At 57.4% G+C, this 18,418-nt stretch carries 14 protein-coding genes and 1 pseudogene; 11 read left to right on the forward strand and 4 right to left on the reverse strand.

The annotated features are described in order from the left end of the window. Positions 1-7: 7 nt before the first annotated feature. On the forward strand, positions 8-949 hold the full coding sequence (gene rarD, locus ADG72_RS04410) for an EamA family transporter RarD (protein WP_019126692.1): 942 nt from the start codon (positions 8-10) through the stop codon (positions 947-949). Here rarD and ADG72_RS04415 read toward each other — a convergent pair. Then, complete coding sequence (locus ADG72_RS04415) at positions 924-1,478, reverse strand: hypothetical protein (protein ID WP_048712586.1); 555 nt, start codon at positions 1,476-1,478, stop codon at positions 924-926. The genes rarD and ADG72_RS04415 overlap by 26 nt on opposite strands. Before the next feature lie 20 nt (positions 1,479-1,498). Further along, positions 1,499-2,842, reverse strand: a complete 1,344-nt coding sequence (dnaB, locus tag ADG72_RS04420; protein WP_048712590.1) for a replicative DNA helicase — start codon at positions 2,840-2,842, stop codon at positions 1,499-1,501. A 323-nt stretch (positions 2,843-3,165) separates the two neighbouring features. Here dnaB and ADG72_RS04425 point away from each other — a divergent pair, with 323 nt between their 5' ends. The 5 genes from ADG72_RS04425 (at position 3,166) to rplI (ending at position 6,694) form a co-directional block, all read left to right on the forward strand. Next, the gene (locus tag ADG72_RS04425) at positions 3,166-4,764 is read left to right on the forward strand and encodes an MATE family efflux transporter (RefSeq protein WP_239667659.1); all 1,599 of its coding nucleotides are present in this window, start codon (positions 3,166-3,168) and stop codon (positions 4,762-4,764) included. 216 nt (positions 4,765-4,980) lie between these two features. Then, positions 4,981-5,271 (forward strand): 30S ribosomal protein S6, encoded by a 291-nt coding sequence (rpsF, locus tag ADG72_RS04430; RefSeq protein ID WP_026066645.1) that lies wholly within the window; start codon positions 4,981-4,983, stop codon positions 5,269-5,271. Between the two features lie 49 nt (positions 5,272-5,320). Further along, positions 5,321-5,887 carry a single-stranded DNA-binding protein gene (locus ADG72_RS04435; protein ID WP_048712592.1) on the forward strand — a complete coding sequence of 189 codons (567 nt, stop codon included), beginning with the start codon at positions 5,321-5,323 and terminating at the stop codon, positions 5,885-5,887. Positions 5,888-5,971: 84 nt separating this feature from the next. Further along, positions 5,972-6,214: a 30S ribosomal protein S18 gene (rpsR, locus tag ADG72_RS04440; protein WP_009748154.1), complete on the forward strand. Its 243-nt coding sequence runs from the start codon at positions 5,972-5,974 to the stop codon at positions 6,212-6,214. A 21-nt stretch (positions 6,215-6,235) separates the two neighbouring features. After that, a complete protein-coding gene (rplI, locus tag ADG72_RS04445) occupies positions 6,236-6,694 on the forward strand; it encodes a 50S ribosomal protein L9 (RefSeq protein ID WP_009748155.1) in 459 nt (152 codons plus the stop codon). A 77-nt stretch (positions 6,695-6,771) separates the two neighbouring features. Here rplI and ADG72_RS04450 read toward each other — a convergent pair whose 3' ends face one another. Together ADG72_RS04450 and ADG72_RS04455 are read right to left on the reverse strand one after the other, a co-directional pair. Then, positions 6,772-9,276 carry a transglycosylase domain-containing protein gene (locus ADG72_RS04450; RefSeq protein WP_048712597.1) on the reverse strand — a complete coding sequence of 835 codons (2,505 nt, stop codon included), beginning with the start codon at positions 9,274-9,276 and terminating at the stop codon, positions 6,772-6,774. A gap of 63 nt (positions 9,277-9,339) precedes the next feature. Beyond that, positions 9,340-10,854 (reverse strand): CCA tRNA nucleotidyltransferase, encoded by a 1,515-nt coding sequence (locus ADG72_RS04455; protein ID WP_048713054.1) that lies wholly within the window; start codon positions 10,852-10,854, stop codon positions 9,340-9,342. A gap of 269 nt (positions 10,855-11,123) precedes the next feature. Here ADG72_RS04455 and ADG72_RS04460 point away from each other — a divergent pair, with 269 nt between their 5' ends. From ADG72_RS04460 to ADG72_RS08810, 5 genes and pseudogenes are all read left to right on the forward strand, one after another. Then, positions 11,124-11,663, forward strand: a complete 540-nt coding sequence (locus ADG72_RS04460; protein WP_019126698.1) for an NUDIX hydrolase — start codon at positions 11,124-11,126, stop codon at positions 11,661-11,663. Beyond that, positions 11,660-14,188, forward strand: a complete 2,529-nt coding sequence (locus ADG72_RS08665) for a DUF6049 family protein (protein ID WP_048712600.1) — start codon at positions 11,660-11,662, stop codon at positions 14,186-14,188. The genes ADG72_RS04460 and ADG72_RS08665 overlap by 4 nt, the downstream gene beginning before the upstream one ends. Continuing rightward, entirely contained in the window at positions 14,181-17,174 is a 2,994-nt protein-coding gene (gene murJ / locus ADG72_RS04470) for a murein biosynthesis integral membrane protein MurJ (protein WP_048712601.1), read from the forward strand. Before ADG72_RS08665 ends, murJ begins: the two co-directional genes overlap by 8 nt. Before the next feature lie 26 nt (positions 17,175-17,200). Further along, positions 17,201-18,133: a thioredoxin-disulfide reductase gene (gene trxB / locus ADG72_RS04475; protein ID WP_107070843.1), complete on the forward strand. Its 933-nt coding sequence runs from the start codon at positions 17,201-17,203 to the stop codon at positions 18,131-18,133. A gap of 3 nt (positions 18,134-18,136) precedes the next feature. Then, positions 18,137-18,382, forward strand: a pseudogene (locus ADG72_RS08810) (LLM class flavin-dependent oxidoreductase); the annotation flags it as partial. Positions 18,383-18,418 lie beyond the last annotated feature (36 nt).

The following is an 18,418-nucleotide window of genomic DNA, read 5'->3' on the forward strand; positions in this document are numbered from 1 at the left end:
TGCATCTATGGCCAGCGAACATCCCACACGACACGAGCACTTCGGTAAGTACCTTGCACTAGGTATTGGTACCCATGTCTTATGGGGTTTCTTCCCGCTCTATTTCCACCTGCTTGATCCCGCAGGTTCTCTAGAGATCATCGTCCACCGCGCACTGTGGGCCTTCATTGCGTGCTTTATCGCCTTGGCCTTGACCCGCTCACTGCCGCGAGTGTGGCGCATTGTCCACGACCCCTCGATCACATGGCCTCTAGTCGCAGCGGGATTCCTTGTCGTTATCAACTGGACGACCTATATTTACGCGATCCTCATCGGACACACGACTGATGCCGCACTTGGCTATTACATCAACCCCCTACTGACCGTTGCTCTGGGCATGATCGTCTTGCGCGAAAAGATCTCACGTCTTCAGGGAGTCGCATTAGTTTTGGGTGTGATCGCTGTCGCGGTCATTATTGTCGGCCTTGGGCGCTTGCCGTGGATCTCGCTGGCCTTACCCGCATCATTTGGCCTGTATTCCCTTGTGAAGAAGCAGGTCGCGCTCAAGGTCCGTCCCCTTGATGGAATGACGATCGAAACTGCCGTGGTCATCCCAATTCTTCTGGGTTACTACATCTACCTTGCCGCGCACGAGGCAACTTCTTTCCATGCGCTTGCTCGCTTGGGAGACGGAGCCATGTCGTGGCAGCTTCACCTGGCTCTTCTGATTGGTTCGGGAATCCTCACCGTCATCCCGCTGCTCACTTTCGCCAAAGCCTCCCAGGGCCTGCCTCTTGGCCTTTTAGGCTTCTTGCAGTACATCTCGCCCAGCATTCAGCTGATCATCGGCGTCTGCATTTTCCACGAGCACATGGAGCCCACGCGCTGGATTGCAACCGGCATCGTCTGGGTTGCACTGGCTTTACTCAGCGTGGACGGTCTGCTTAAAGTACGCCGCTCCAAACAATAGCGATCACACCCGCACAGAGCGCTATAAAGGCCCCAATTGCCCACACAAGAGCGGACCCGCCCCTTCCCTGTCCGGGTTCGCGCACGCGCTTGCCATTCGCAAAGGCCTCGAGGTCTTGAAGTGGCCCGCTTTGGCGCGGTTGTGCCCAGCTCCAGTCCACCGCTTCCCCCACTACCGAGGCCGGTGCCTGATCCTGCGCCGAGGCGTACTGTCCTGGGACCGGTGCCTCACTCTGCGGCGAGACCTGAGTCTGCGGCGCAGGGCTGCTTTGGGGGATTGGGAAGTAGTCAGCTTGAGGCTGAGAGGGAAATGCTCCACTTGGTGCGGCAACTCCCGAACCGTAGACGAACTGGGGCTCGCGCTGAGCATTCGTATCGATAATCCACTGGCGCAGCTGCGGGTACATGCTGGGGTTTTCCAAGAGCACGGCATGCAGGTCAGGGCGTGCGGCGGCAAGTTGGGCGATCAGTTCGGCAGGTAAAGAGGGATCAGCCGCTTGTGCAGGCGTGAAAGCGTTTAAGTCGTACATATCCCTCCTGACTCTTCAAACTACACAGGTTCTTCGCGCGAAGTAAAGTTCGCAAAGCGTGCCATGTGCCCCTGGAAAAGCACACGAATAGTTCCCGTTTCACCGTTACGATGCTTGGCCAAAATAATATCGGCTTCACCCGGACGATCTTCAGAATTGTAGTATTCGGGACGATGCAAGAGCATGATGATATCCGCGTCCTGTTCCAGCGAACCGGATTCACGCAGGTCACTCATCATCGGCTTCTTGTCGGTTCGCGCTTCGGGACCACGGTTCAGCTGGGCGACTGCAACAACCGGAATATCCAGGTCCTTCGCAAGAAGCTTGAGGTTTCGCGACAGAACTGAAACTTCCTGCTGTCGAGATTCAACCTGCTTACCCGTTGTCATCAACTGCAGGTAGTCGACAACAACAAGGCCCAGATTGTGCTGCTGCTTGAGGCGGTGACACTTTGAACGAATTTCCGTCATGGTGACATTCGCCGAGTCATCAACAAAAATCGGAGCCTCGGAAATCTTGCCGGTTGTTTCAGAGACCTTGCGCCAGTCACGCTCGGTCATTTCGCCCTTCATCATCTTGCTCATAAAAACTGAAGACTCGGCGGAAAGCATGCGCATCGCAATATCGTTTTGCGACATTTCCAGCGAGAAGATAACCGAGGTAATTCCGTGTTTGATCGAGGCCGAACGGCAAAAGTCCAGAGCCAAAGTCGACTTACCCATTGCGGGACGGGCTGCGACGATGATCATCTGCCCACCTCGCAGGCCACCGGTCATTCGATCAAGGTCAACGAACCCCGTGGGCACACCGGCAAGCTTGCCCTGATTGAGTTCAATCTGCTCCAGTTCGCCCAAAATATTCTCTGACATCTCTGCCATCGACACGTAGTCAGTTTGCGACTGGCGTTCGGCGACTGCGAAGATCTCAGCCTGTGCCTGGTCAACGATCTCATCGACGTCACCACCGGCATCCGCGTAACCCAGCTGGACAACTCGCGTTCCTGCGGTTACCAGTCGACGCAAGATTGCGCGCTCCTTGACAATTCGCGCGTAGTAGCCGGCGTTTGCCGCGGTGGGAACTGCGGCAATAATCGAATGGATATACGAGGCCCCGCCAACCCTGGACAGGTCGCCCTGCCTTTGCAGTTCACCGACCACCGTCACGGCATCTGCGGGTTCTCCGCGCCCCATCAGATCAATGATCGTGTTGTGGATGATTTCGTGAGCGGGTTTGTAGTAATCCGACCCTCGAATTTCCTCGGTGACATCGGCAATAGCTTCCTTGGAGAGCATCATGGACCCCAAGACGGACATCTCAGCGTCGATGTCCTGAGGTGGGGTGCGATCAAAATCTTCCGATGCCATTAAGGGCTCTCCTAGGCGAATTTGTGCATGTGGACGGGATTAGCCTGCCGCGTCGATTCGAGCTACCGACGCAAAGCGCGTACACGCGAGAGTACTGCCAAGTGAGGAAGCGTGCCACCCTCAAGTTCAACACGAATGTGGATGACGTGTGGATATCTTGTGGATTTGGCCGCGTGTCATCCACATGTCCTGTGGAAAGGTGTGGATAACAGGTATTTCCCAAGCCCTCTCTCAGGCTATCCTCAGTTTTGAGATTCCCTAGAATCACGCCATTTTCCGAGTAAGATCTTTCCACAGATGTGTACACAGACTGTGGATAAAAAGTGGAGCGAGAATCAGTGGATAACGATGACCAGCGCAAACATAAGCCTCAAGCGGAGATTGAAGGTTTACGCGCGTCACATTTATCTATCCACGATGAATCGACATCAACTGAAAATGAGCACTCTGAACAGGGCCTATCCACAGATGAATCCACGTCAGTGGATAAACACACACCTACTGAAGCATCCGATCCCATTCCCAGCATCCTTTCAGAAAAGACAGGTGACAGCACCCCTGTGGTGACGAAAAAACCAAGCCTCACCAGACAAATCTTGGCGCTCGCCATCCCAACCCTTGGGGCAACGATCGCCCAACCGCTCTTCCTCACCATTGACTCCGCGATGGTCGGACACTTGGGTGCAGAGAAAATCGCCGGCATGTCCCTGGCCATGATCATCATCAACACCGTCTACGGAATGTCGATCTTCCTGGCCTACTCGACCACCGCCGAAACTGCCCAAGCAATGGGAGCCGGAAACGAACGCAGGGCACGCGAACTGGGAGTACACGCCATGTGGCTCGCAGCCATCATCGGTGTTTCCTTGGCTCTTCTCTTGGCACTCTGCGGAATTCCGCTGCTTCACGCATTGGGCGCAGCACCCGAAATCATGCCCTACGCCCAATCCTTCCTCTACGCATCCCTACCCGGACTTGCGGCCTCGCTGATCACCATGGCGGCCACGGGTGTCCTGCGCGGAATGAAGGACACCACAACTCCGCTCATCGCGGCTGGAGCGGGCGCAGCGCTGAACATTGGCCTCAACGCCTTCCTCATCTACGGGATCAACCTGGGGATTGTCGGTAGCGGCATTGGAACCTCGATCGTCTCAACAATCATGGCGATCAGCCTGGTCATAATCCTTGCCCGTCCGGCGCACACCCTGGGAGTCTCCCTGCGGCCCTCACTCACGGGAATCCGCCAATCCGCGCGCGTCGGAGGCCCCCTCTTGGCGCGTTCGGTCGCAATTCGCCTGGCCTTCCTCACCTCGATCTGGAGCGCGACGGCAATCAGCGTCAACGGCCTGGCCGCCTACCAAGTTGTCATGTCCGCCTGGCAAATCCCACTTTTCCTTCTCGATTCCCTTGCGATCGCCTCGCAAACCCTGGTCGGTTTCGCTATCGGTTCGGGCGATCGCTCACAGCTGCGCACTCTGCTTCGCACCCTCTCGTGGTGGGGAATTTTTGCGGGGATCATCATCGGCGCCCTGACCGCGGCCCTGTCCCCCTGGATCCCTTCCTTCTTCGTTTCCGAGGCCGTGGTGCGAAATATGGCAATCCCCGCGGTGATCGTCAACGCAGTCTTCTTCCCCGCTCAATCTCACGCCTTCCTGCTCGATGGGGTCCTAATTGGAGCCGGACGCGGAGCATCCCTGGCAAAGGCCGCATTCCTCAACCTGGCGATCCTGCTTCCGGCACTGTGGCTGTTCTCGGTTGCGCGCCCCGCCCTTACAGAAACTCAGGCAGTTGCAGTCCTCATCGGTTTGGTCACCGGTTTGTACATGCTCACGCGCGCGTTGACCAATTCGTGGATCACCTGGTTCTCGCCCAAACACGCGCTGATTCCTCGCCACGAGGCCGGTGCCCAAAGCGCCGAATAAATCACGCTTTGAACTAGGTGACAGGTAGTGACAGAAAACTGAAAAAACGCTAGACTTTGACGCTGGACTGTTTCTACCCACCCGGGCAAGAAATGAGTCCCATGGACACCCATGTGTCCATGTGCAAAAGCCGGTGAAACTCCGGTAATTGCAACGCATGACCCTCCTGTCACGGAAATACCGTGACCGCGAAGACCACAGGAGGTGGGTATCAACGTGCGTGAATACGAACTGATGGTGATCCTCGATCCTTCGATCGACGAGCGCACCGTCGCCCCGCAGATGGAGAAGTACCTCGAGCAGGTCACCGCTAACGGCGGCTCCGTCGAAAAGGTCGACATCTGGGGCAAGCGTCGTCTTGCCTACGACATTCTCAAGCGTTCCGAGGGCATCTACGTCGTCATCAACATGACGACCACCCCCGAAATTGCGCTGGAAATCAACCGCTTGATGACTCTGAACGAGTCCATCCTGCGCACGAAGCTCCTGCGTCCGGACGCCCACTGACCTTTGCTCACCTGAGCAATCACCTCATACAGCCCACCAAGGAGATCCAATGGCTGGAGAAACCGTCATTACGATCATTGGCAATTTGACCAATGATCCGGAACTGCGTTGGACGCAGAGCGGAGCACCCGTCGCCGACTTCACGGTGGCATCTACCCCGCGTTCCTTCGACCGTCAAAGCGGCGAATGGAAGGACGGGGAAACCCTGTTCATGCGCTGCTCTGTTTGGCGCGAAATGGCTGAAAATGTCGGCGAATCCCTGCGTAAGGGAATGCGCGTCATTGTCACCGGTCGCCTCGTGCAGCGCTCTTTCGAAACCCGCGAGGGCGAACGTCGTACCGTCGTCGAACTTCAAGTCGACGAGGTCGGCCCCTCACTGCGCCGCGCAAAGGCACAGGTCACCCGCACGGGCGGCCCGACCTCGCAAGGCGGAGCACCCCAGGGAGGATACTCCCAGGGTGGCGGCTACGGACAGCAGCAGGGCTACGGAAACCAAGGTGGTTACTCACAGGGCCAGGCCAGCTATGGCGCACCCGCCGGCGGCTCTCAAGACGATCCGTGGCGCACATCCGATTCCGGTGCTGCGACCTCTTTCGCTGAAGATCCGCCCTTCTAAATAGCGCTTCGTCAGCAACATGCTGACACACGCTGAACACATGCTTGGGAGCGTTCACTCGCTCAGATCATCAAGGAGAACATCATGGCGAAGCCTCAACTTCGCAATAAGCCCATTAAGAAGAAGGCCAACCCGCTGAAGTCGGCCAAGATCGAATCGATCGACTACAAGGACACCGCTCTGCTGCGTAAGTTCATCTCGGACCGTGGCAAGATCCGCGCTCGCCGCGTCACCGGTGTCTCCGTCCAGGAGCAGCGTCGCATTGCTCGCGCCATCAAGAATGCGCGAGAGATGGCTTTGCTGCCCTACACCTCTACCGGCCGCTGATTCGAAGGGAAGGACTGAAAAATGGCAACTACCAAGCTCATCCTCACCCACGATGTGGAACGTCTCGGTTCCGCAGGCGATGTCGTCGAGGTCAAGTCTGGATACGCCCGTAACTACCTGGTTCCCCGTGGCTTCGCCACCAAGTGGACCAAGGGTGCACAGGCACAGATCGATCAGATGGCAGCAGCTCGCCGCCGTCGTGAGATCGCTTCCGTCGACGATGCACGCCTCGTGCGCGACGCCCTGCAGGCCGCGGTTGTGACCGTGAACAGCAAGGTCGGTGCACACGGACGCCTCTTCGGTTCCGTCTCTGCCGCTCAGATCGCTGACGCAGTGAAGGAACAGCTGAACCAGACCATCGATCGTCGTCGCGTGATCATCACCGACCCGATCAAGACCACCGGTGACCACACCGTGACGGTCAACCTCCACGCCGATGTTCGCGCAAACCTTAAGGTTCGCGTTCTGGCCGTGAAGTGACAGTCTGACAAGGCTTATACAAAAGCCGGGGCGTCCCGAAAGGGATTGCCCCGGCTTTTGTTATACCCGAATAGGCTTTACTCCGGACCGCCACCGCCACCGGGGCGTCCGCCACCACCATTTGATGAGCCCCCGCCGTTAGAGCCGCCACCGTTGCCGCCATTGCCGCCGTTGTTTTGGGCAGAAGGAGTAACGGTTGGCTGAACCTCAGCTCCAGGGGTTTCTTGGGTCGCCTCGGGAGTTGGCGTTGGTGTTTCCTCAGTTGGAGTGGGGGTGGTCGTCGCGACCGGTGCGGGATTCACCGGAGTCGCGGTTTGACGCTTATACCAGTCGAAGTGGAGCTTCGTATCGTTTGCGCTGACTGCCTTCATGTAGCGCACCCACACGGTTACCGGCCAGTCACCGCCGTGGAATTGGCCCAAACCGCCAATATTTGTCAGCGACACGGGGCTACCATTCTCATCGAGCTGGTACATGCTAACGGCAGTGACCAAGCTCGGGGTAAACCCAACAAACTGCGCGGTCTTCTGTTCTTCCGAGGTACCCGTCTTTCCGCCGCTATCCTGTTTGAGAACTGCGGCGGCCTCGGCTGTACCACCCGAAGCGGTCACCGCCTGCAGTGCCGGAAGGACCGTTGACATGGTCTTCGTGTCGAAAACCTGCTTAGGATTCACGGTGGTCTGGAAAACCTTCGAACCATCAGAGTTTTGAACCTCGCGGACGATGTGCGGGTTGGTTCGCTGACCGCCAGAAGCGATGGTCGAATACGCGTGAGCCAGATCGATATTGTGAGGCGCCGCGAAGCCCAGAACATTCAGCAGGGAGTCATCCAAGCCATTGGTGTCTTCGGGGATACCCAGCTCAATGGCAACCTGCTTGGTCGTTGCGGATCCAACTTCCTGGTTGAGCCCAACGAAAACCGTGTTAATCGAATTCTTCGTTGCATTGACCAGGTTCTGTCGACCCCAGGACACACCCCAGTCATTACTCACCGGACGTGCCAATCCACTGAAGGTCTTCGGCGAGGAACCGTCGTAGGTGTCGTAGATCGACCCGCCCTGTTCGGCATGAGCAATCAAAGCGAAGGGCTTAAAGGTCGAACCAGCAGCCATGATGTCCTGCGTCGCACCATTTTGCTGGCGCTTGAGGTAGTCCTTGCCGCCGTATTCGGCAACGATTTCACCGGTAGCGGGATCCAATGATGTCAAAGCCACGTGCATGGAGTCTTCATTCCAGCCACGCACCGTGTACATGTACTCGGCAGCATCAACCGCCTGATCCTGCTTCTCCTTATCAATTGTGGAAATGATTCGGTATCCACCGGTTGCCAGCTGATCGGCTGTGAAACCGCCCTCTTGGGCAAGTTCCGTACGGATCTGCTCCATGAGATAACCGGTCGGACCTTCCATTGTCGGCCCGCCCAAAGTATCGGGGTCAATGGTCTTGGGGAATTCAGCCGCATTCGCATCGGCCTGGGAAATCCACCCGTCTTCGACCATCAGATTGATGACACGAGTCCACCGCGAGCGCGCTTTCTCTTCATCAACCGCCGGGTCCCACGCGGAAGGAGCGGGAATGATGCCGGCAATCATTGCGGCCTCGGAAAGGGTCAGGTCCTTTGCTTCATGACCGAAGTAAGCCTGAGATGCGGCCTCAATTCCGTAGGCTCCACGCCCGAAGTAAATGGTGTTGAGGTAGTTGCCGATGATCTGGTCTTTGGACTGTTCGCGGTTGATCTTGAGGGCAAGAATTGCTTCCTTGGCCTTACCCACATAGCCGGTCGTTTCCCCAACGTAGTAGCGCTCAACATATTGCTGAGTCAGGGTCGACGCACCCTGGCGCGCTCCGCCCCTAATATTGTTGACCAGTGCGCGTCCAATACCTTTAAGATCAACGCCGGAGTTCGTGTAGAAAGTCCGGTCTTCCGAGGCAACAACGGCATGCGCAACATAGTCCGGAAGAGTCGATGCATCGATGATCTTCCTATTGACCTGCGACATCCGGCCCATTTCGGTGGTGCCATCGGCGTAGTAGACAGTCGTGGTCTGCGCGAGCGCAACCTGATCAGCCTGGGGAACCGTCAACGCGGCATAGGCAACCAAGAAGGTCCCCAGCCCCGCGATGATCAGCCCAAGGAAAGTAAAGAGGATTCCGCGGCCGATACGTGCACCTAGGCTCCGCTTCTTCTTCCCCTTATTTGCCTTACCGCCCTTAGCTGGGCCCTTCTTTGCACGCGCGCGGCTTGCTGCTGCCGAGGCCTCGCGATCGCTTTGTGGGCGAGTGGGACGCTTACGCGCACTACTTGCCGACGAAGAGCTAGCGCCTTGGGTGCCTGTGCGTCGACCCTCGCTGCTGCTTCCTGTGCGCGCCGAGGCCCCGCCTGAGACCCGTGCAGCTGCGGAAGTCCGCTTGGGTGCAGAGGACGCCGAGGATGCGGAAGTCTTGGGAATCGTTCCCTCTCCATCGCGACGGGCCTGCTCTGCGAGCCGACGTCGAGTGGCCTCGGCCCGCGAGGGAAGAGGTCGACGTCCGCGGTCGTCGTTTGCGTTAGAAGGTGCCACGAAAAACCAGCCTTTCAGCATAGGTGATCGTGACTAGCCTACGCAGAAAGCATGCATATTGCCTAAAGCAAGCTCCGGATCGGCTTAGTTTTCGCTGGCAGAACGACGCTTGCGCGCCTTCTTTTCGGCGGCCTTTGCTTCCCAGCGTTCCTGCTGCGCTTGATACTCCGCGGCGATCTCTCGAACTTCATCCGATGCCCACCACGCAAGGAGTGCTTCGCGCGCCGCTTCTTCGCCCAAAGGCCCCTGTTCCATTCGAAGATCCAGAAGATAATCGCGGGCCATCTTCACGGCCTTCGAAGGACGCAGACCAAGAATTTCCATGATCTGATCACCATCGAGATCGGGGCGAATAGCGTCGAGTTCTTCTTGGGCGCGAAGAGCAGCAATACGCTCTTCCAGGTCGTCATAGGCAGCAGACAGGTAGGCAGCCTTGCGCTTATTACGCGTTGTGCAATCAGCGCGCGTCAGGCGATGCAGGCGCTCAAGAAGCTCTCCCGCATCGGCAACGTAGCGGCGGACGGCCGAATCCGTCCATTTCGCTTCCCCATAGCCATGGAAACGTAGGTGGAGGGCAACCAGTTCTGAAACGGCATCGATCGTTGCCTTATCAAAACGCAGGGCCTTCATCCGCTTACGAGTGAGCTTCGCTCCCACTAATTCATGGTGGTGGAATGACACCGTGCCATTGGATTCAAAGCGACGCGTGGCCGGCTTGCCCACATCGTGCATGAGTGCCGCGAAACGCAAAATGAAATCAGGACCGGGAACAGGGCCATCGGCATCCGTTTCCAAATCGATCGCTTGATCCAAAACGGTCAGCGTATGTTCGTAAACATCCTTGTGACGATGATGCTCATCAACGGTCGATACCAGAGCAGACAGTTCCGGCAGGACGATATCTGCAACCCCGGTATGGACCATCAATTCCAAACCGCGCCTGGGCCACGGCGAAATAACGAGTCGTTCAAGTTCAGCGCGGATACGTTCAGCTGAAACGATCTCAAGACGTCCGGCCATTGACTCCATGGCGTTCATGACGTCTTCATCAACATCAATACCCAGCTGGGCACTGAAGCGCGCCGCACGCATGATTCGCAGCGGATCGTCATCAAAGGACTGCAGAGCACTAACGGGGGTACGCAGACGGCCCGAAGCCAAATCGCCAAGGCCATCGTGGGGATCAACCAGAGCCATCTGAGGCAATCGCATGGCCATCGCATTGACGGTGAAATCACGCCGCGTTAGATCGCCTTCCAAGGTGTCGCCATACTCGACCTCAGGCTTGCGCGAACCGACCTCATACGAATCCGTGCGGTAGGTCGTGACTTCAACGACCAGCTTTCCGTGGCGACCACCAATGGTCCCGAACTCGCGGCCAATATCCCAGGTTGCATTCCCCCACTGCGCCAATAGCTTTTCAGTTTTCTCTGGACGCGCAGAAGTTGTGCAATCAAAATCGTGGGGAGTGAGTCCCAAGAAGGCATCGCGAACCGGTCCACCGACCAGGCTGATTTCCTCTCCAGCTTCGGCAAAAATTTCACCGAGCTCGAGGATTTCCTTGGGAAGGTGGGAAAAAGCCTGCTGTGCCTGAGCCATTAATAGACCCAGATCGCCCTCGCCTAGACCGCTGGGAAGGGGGGCGTGAGAGCGGGATTGACCCATCGTTCGCGAAAGTTGTGTACTCATCCCCTCCAGCATGCCATGATTTCCGCATCTTTGATGCATCCGCACCACGGCCTCGTCTTCGGTTGACATGCGCCGAAGGTCGCACCAATTGACCTTCTGACACACGAAAATTGCGGTAATTCCCACTTGACCGATGGTGCGACCTGACCAAGTGCCCCAATCCCGCCTAAAGTGGAGGTATGACTGTGCCTTCTGAAGCCTTACGACCCGGAGTGCCCCGGCCTCCGCGTCGCAATCCTTCTTTGCGCACGGTCCAGCCGACACCCCATTTCCTTCCCGTTTCTTCCGAAACCTCCGCGGGCGGCATCGTTGTCGATGTTCGTGATGGTCAGCCCTATGCGGCAATCATTGCTCGCCGTAATCGGTCGGGGAAGATCGAATGGTGCCTCCCTAAGGGACATCTTGAAGGCCGTGAATCTCCCGAGGAAGCCGCTCTGCGCGAAGTCGCCGAAGAGACCGGAATCCACGGGCGAATTATTCGTCACCTGGCCTCAATCGACTATTGGTTCTCAGGTGCAGATCGACGAATTCACAAGGTCGTTCACCACTACTTAATGGGCTATATTTCAGGCTCCATCACCGTCGAGGGCGACCCCGATCACGAGGCCGAAGACGCCGCGTGGGTTCCCTTACGCGACCTCACCCATGAGCTGGCCTATCCCAATGAAAGGCGCATTGTCGGTATCGCTTTGGACTTGCTCTACCGGGATGCATCATGATCAAGCCGCCAGCAGCTCGATACGCACTGACTCTTCTGCCTCTGAGCGCACTGCTCCTGGGGACCACCCCCGCGAGCGCTCAAGCGCTGCCCACGCACGCTCAGGGAACTCAGGGGGCACAGGCCTCGGCTTCTCTGCACTCCACCTCTCCTTCTGCACTCGCGCCCCAATCAACAACGCGACCGCAGATCTTGGGGGATGCGGGTCAGGCCTCGGGAATTGACGTACGAATCAATAGGCTGGAACCACGGGTCATTACCTCGCAGCACAACCTGCAGGTATCGGGGGTTGTTCGAAACCTGTCAGATAAGCCCGTCACGAACCCATCCCTGGATGCTTACGTCCAGACCTATTCACCCGTGACCGCACCGGAACTTTCCTCATACCTTTCAGGCCAGAGCTGGCAGGGTCGACGCGTTCACGCGGGAACCCTCGAGGCAACGATCGCTCCTCACACCGAGCAGACCTTCCACATCACGATTCCCTTTGAATCCCTTCCCTTCGGATCAGATTTTGAGTGGGGACCGCGTGGAATCACCATCGTCGTTGAAGGCGATGAAACTCGCGGCTCTGATCGCTCAATCCTCGTGTGGGATTCGGGTTATTCCCTTGAACCCACTCGCGCAAATGTCCTGCTCCCGTGGACCGAATCAACGCCGCAAACTCCTACCGACTCCTATTCGATCCTGTCCGCAGCATCGATGACCGGTGTTACCTTCGCGACCGATTCAGATACTTTGGTCCGTGAGCTCATGGTCCCCGAAGACCAAAGTTCAACTCGCGCTTTCCCCTCCGTATCCGCCTCGGCCGCTTCTCCTTCGACTTCCTCTTCTTCCGAGGCCACCGCCTCCGCTTCGCCCAGTGCGTCTTCCTCGCCCACTGCGCGTTCCGAGGCCGAGATCACGGCAGATCGCAGTACTCGTGCGGCCTTTCTCCAAACTTTCTTCGAGCGCACGAAAGAATTGGTTGCTCTGCCCAGCCACGATGCTGACCTCTCCTTGGCAACCACGCTCAACAATGACACGGTCATGGACTACCTGACCTCATCGCGCGCTTCGGTTCCAACCTCCGTCAGCAAGGTCAAGGCTCTCCTGCCTTCCTCGCGTTCAAATGCGTCTACTTCTCCCTCGAGCTCTGCCTCTTCGTCTTCAAACGCCACTCCCTCAAGCGAAAGTTCGCAATCACCCAGCGCCACCCCCTCGCCGGACTCAAGCTCGACCTCGTCAGATAACGACAACTCCGGGCCAACACTGATCTCAAATGTCTCCTGGCCTGCCTCGCAAAGCTGGGGTACCCAAGCGCTCAACAGCACATACGCCTCGACTGTGATTGCCCCTCCCGGGCAACTAGCACCAAGCTCAGAGCAGAACTTCACTTCGATGGCCAAGGTCAAGCTTTCGTCCGACGGCCAGACCCACACGGGTGACTCCGCTCAGTCTGGGGACACGGTCACTGCTCTTGCCTCAATCGACAACCTGAGTGAGCTTTTGTCGTGGGATGCGCAAAGCGTTGATGATGAGCTGGATACTCAGCAATTCCTGACAGCTTTGACCGCGATGATCACCCGCGAGCGCCCAAACTTCTCGCGCACCCTATTTGTTCCACTTCAGCGCGGGTCCTCGCTGGATGAGAATCGCATTGAGCGTGTTCGTGCGATCCTTGATAACCGCTGGGTTAAGGGCACCAGTTTCAGTGAACTGGCGGATTCCGAGGCCACCGACATTGAACGTAACCCCGTCGAGGACGCGCATTTTTCTGACTCACTGCGCTCGCAAACGGCAGGACTGAGCGCAGCATATTCAAACGCACTTCCCTTGGCCAATGCCACAGAGAATGTCGATGCCGCACGTCTTCAGTTGAATTCGACCGTAGCCGGCGCGCTCCAAGCGGATGCGGGTGACCAGCAAAGCCAGACGATCACTGCGAATACGCAGGCACTTGATGCATTCAGGTCCTCCGTTTCGGTTGAATCCTCGAATGCCGTCAATCTGATTAACAAGAGCGCGAATTTCCCCGTGCGCGTGCGTAACTCACTTCCATGGCCAGTCAATGTCGAAGTGACTTTGCTTCCCAGTGACCCCCGCCTGCGCGTAACCAGCACGGGAACAGCCACGATCCCCGCGAATTCCTCCTCGAATGTAGATGTGCCAGTCACGGCAATTGGTTCGGGTGATATTCGCGTGACCTATAAGGTGTCAACGCCAAGCGGAGCTGTTCTTGATGATTCCCAGAAAGTCCTGGTGCGAATGCGCGCGGGATGGGAAGACGCAGCCACTGCGGTCATGACCGTCATTGTAGGAATCGCTTTCCTTGGCGGCATCATTCGGACCATTCGACGTCGTTTGAAGTCCTCGCAAAGCGAAGAGTCTTCACATCTTCCCGGAATGGGCGGCGTCGAAAAGGGCACAGTGAACGTTCCACTTTCCAGCGGAGGTTTTGTTCATGCAGGACGTCCCCCGCGCCACCCGGATCATCCGGAAAGCTCGGATTCACCCAAACCAGATGTAGAGGATCAGAATGAGTGAAAGCCAGGCCCGCAACGGCTCACTTCTTCGAGCCAGCGTACTGATGGCCTCGGGAACAATGGTTTCCCGAGTCCTTGGCTTCATTAAAGCCGCTATGCTCTTGGCGGCCCTGGGTTCTGCCGGTGGCGCGGTCTCCGCGGCTTTCCAAACGGCTAATACTCTTCCCAACACAATCTTCAACCTGCTGGCATCGGGCGTTTTCGATGCGGTCCTGGTTCCCCAGATCGTGCGCGCACTCAAACGCGACGAGGGTCAGGTCTACATCAACCGACTGATTACTCTGGCCGGAACGATTCTGTTCCTGGTCGCCTTCATTTCAACGCTCTTGGCACCGGTGCTCATCGTCATCATGGCACCGGGATACAGCCAAGACATTCGCTCACTTGCCGTTGCTTTCGCATTCTTGTGTCTCCCGCAGATTTTCTTCTACGGCCTGTACAACCTCTTGGGCGAGCTGCTCAATGCCCGCGGTGTCTTCGGTCCCTACATGTGGGCGCCAGTGCTCAACAACATCATTGCCATCGCGGGTCTGGTAGCTTTCCTCATTCTGTGGGGTGCCCACGAAGATTTCGCAATTTCTGACTTCACATCCCCCCAGTTCTGGCTGCTGTCGATCACAACCACTTTGGGTGTGGTCTGCCAGGCTCTGGTGCTCTTCATTCCCATGCGTCGCGCGGGAGTCTCCTTTAAGCCTGACTTCCACTTCCGCGGAACGTCTTTTGGTTCTGCCTCAAAGGTTGCGGGTTGGACCTTTGCAACCTTGGGTGTGTCTCAGGTTGGTGTTCTTTCGACGAACGCGATCGCTTCAATTGCGGATAACTACCTGAACCAGAACCCCATGCCCATCGCGGGCCTGGCGGGATATTCGGCAGCCTTCTTAATCTTCATGTTGCCGCAGTCGGTCATCACTGTTTCTCTTGCAACCGCGATCTTTACGCGATTGAACTACGCGGTTGCCGACGACAATGACCAAGAAGTCGCCGAGCACTACCACACGGGCATTCGCCTGATTACCTCACTGACGGTTCTTGCCGCTGCGATCTTCATGGCGGGCGCTGCTCCCATGATGCAGTTGGTTGTCACGAACACCGCCCGTCCCGAACTCATTTCTTCCTACGCGCTGATCCTGGTCTCCCTCATGCCCGGTGTGGCTTCCACGGGCATTGTTCTAATGAGCCAGCGCGTCTTCTTCGCCTACGAGGACGCCAAGCCCGTCTTCCTCATGGGCATTGTTCCGACGATCTTGCAGATCATTGTCGGTTGGTCGATCTACTTCGCAACCGGCGTGCGCTGGTGGGTGATCGGCGCGGCTCTTGGCGAAACGGTCTGCCGAATCGTTCAGGGTTTGATTGCGATGCGCTGGGTCGGACAGCGCAACAGCTACGTAAATTCCTCAGAAATCACGCGCTCCTACCTCACCTATGTCGGGTGTGCGATCATCGCAGGCGGTATCGGTTTTGGGGTTCTTTGGCTCATGGGTATCTACACGACCCTGTCCTCGAAGATCCTGCGCTGGCTGCTTTCGGGCGTGAAGTTTGGTGTGGTGGCCATCATCGTCACCATCGTGTACATGGTCGCAATGCGTGTGATCAATCCCCAAGAATCTTCAACCAGTATTCGCCCCCTGCTCAAGCGTTTACACCTTCCGATCGCGGTATGTGACCTGCTTTCGGCCGCGCAGCCTACACCTGAACCACAAAGCGTTCATAATGGTGTGGCACCGTCCCCTCAGGAGGAAACCATGGCTACCGAGGATCAGCACACTCCCCGTGAAGGAACGCCACATTGGGTTCCCCTTTCTGTTGACCTTTCGGTGCCGACCTTCGATGATGTTGTTCATCCCGACGGCGAGGGCCACCCTGCGGCATCGTCTCATTCACCCCAGCAGGACACACCTGCGAATGTCCCAACCCTTCCTCACAGCAATCGCGGTTCCCAAGGGAGCGTCCAGATGAGCCAAGCAAAGCCCGAACACCCCATCGTCCCAACCTTGCCCGCAACCGCGCGCATGTACGACGTCGACGCAACCGCGCCCGCAGGTATTCCCTTGGGCGCCGCAGCTGCCGAGGCCTCGGCTGAGACAGCCGCCGCTAAGGCTCAGCATCAGGAATCAACTTCTCGTATCCCCGCACCGCTTCCCCACGGTTTCGCCGAGGGCGCGGTTGTCGGAGGGGCTGCAGCATCCGTCGCGGGCTCTGGCGCGGCTGCCACCCCGACTCGCTCCTCCGGTCACGGTCATTCCGAGGCCGGCGGAGGCAGTAACGGAGGCTCCGGCGGTGGCCGTGGAAACTCCGGCGACGCTCACGGCCACGATGAACACTCACGCTCTTCGGCCTCGGGAAATGGGGGCGAAAAGGGAATTGACCCCACGCGACCCACGATTATCTTTGCCGCAGTTCTGACTGTGATCGCTACGATCTGGGCGGGTGCAACCGCCCTCAGCCCGGTCAAGCACAGCGATATCAGCAGCTCGGTCACTAAGCCAAGCTCATCGGCGTCGGCATCCGCCTCAGCATCGGGGCAGCCCACCCAGGAAGCCACTCAGGCAGCGACGGAGAAGCCCGTCATTTCCAGCGTTTCCGTGTTGTCCTGGCAAAACGATAAGGGTGACCACGAAGAAATGGCTGTCAATATGATTGACGGCGACGCAAAGACGAATTGGCACTCGCGCTACTTCGATTACAACCAGTTCCTGGACCAGACCGCGGTCACCATCTTGGTGAAGCTCGAGAAGAAGGCAACGGTCTCTGAGATCACCTTGGATATGGATCCGTCGACAACTGGTGGCGAAGGCGTTGTACGTGCTGTAAATCCCAATACGCCTCGAGAGGGAACAGAAATCGCTACGACGACGTTCTCTCCCAAGACGGACATCAAGCTGGCACATCCCGTGGAAACTGAAGCGATCAGCATCACCTTCCGTAAGATGCCAACATCGCAAGATGGCCGCGCCTGGGCGTGGGTCAGCGAATTGTCAGTGAAGTAACCGTTACCTGCTCAAAAGGAGACATCATGTCTGAAACTATCCACGACGTCGTCATCGTCGGCTCCGGTCCTGCGGGATACACTGCGGCTATTTACACTGCGCGCGCTGGATTCAAGCCTGTTGTCGTTGCCGGTGCCCTGGCTGCCGGTGGCGCGCTGATGAACACGACTGAAGTTGAGAATTTCCCCGGTTTCCCCGAGGGTGTCCTTGGCCCGGAGCTGATGGACAATATGCGTCAGCAGGCCGAAAAGTTCGGTGCTGATATTCGCTACGAGGATGCCTACACGCTGGAGCTCGAAGGCGACATCAAGAAGATCACCCTTGAGGATGAGACCCTCCTGGCTCGCAGCGTCATCTTGGCGACCGGTTCGGAATACCGTCATATGAATGTTCCCGGAGAAGAAGAGTTCTCTGGTCGAGGCGTTTCTTTCTGCGCGACCTGCGATGGTTTCTTCTTCCGCGATAAGCACGTCATCGTTGTCGGTGGCGGTGACTCCGCAATGGAAGAGGCAACGTTCTTGACGAAGTTTGCTTCAAAGGTCACTGTCGTTCACCGCCGCGATCAGCTGCGTGCGTCTAAGGCCATGGCCGATCGCGCACTGGCCAATGAGAAGATCGAATTCGCATGGAACTGCGTTGTCGAAGAGGTTCTGGGCGATTCGGCTGTCACCGGTGTTCGCTTGCGTTCCACCGTTGATGATTCGACTCGCGTTCTTGATGCCGATGGCGTTTTCGTTGCCATCGGTCACCTTCCCCGCACCGCCGTACTTTCCGGTCAGGTTGCTTTGGACGAGGCCGGTTACATCCTGGTCAATGACCCGGGTACCGCAACGAACCTCCCGGGTGTCTTCGCCTGTGGCGACGCTGTTGATCACACCTATCGCCAGGCAATTACTGCTGCTGGCTCCGGATGCCGCGCTGCTCTGGATGCGCAGCACTGGCTCGAATCTCAAGAGTAAACAATGAAGGCCTTCGGTTTCCTGAGCTTTGGACATTATGCACGGGACGGAAGGCGCGGACTGAGCGGGCGCGATGCCCTTCATCAGGCAATCGAGTTATCTGTTGCTGCTGATGATCTGGGAGTGAATGGAGCCTAGTTCAGGGTTCATCACTTTGCGCCTCAGGGGGCTTCGCCTATGCCGCTTCTTTCTGCGGTTGCAGCACGGACGACACATATCGAAGTGGGTACCAGCGTCATCGATATGCGCTAGCACATGTCTGAGTTATGACGTCCGATGCCACCC

It is taken from the genome of Trueperella pyogenes (assembly GCF_001070855.1).
In the GTDB taxonomy this organism is placed as follows: domain Bacteria; phylum Actinomycetota; class Actinomycetes; order Actinomycetales; family Actinomycetaceae; genus Pauljensenia; species Pauljensenia pyogenes_A.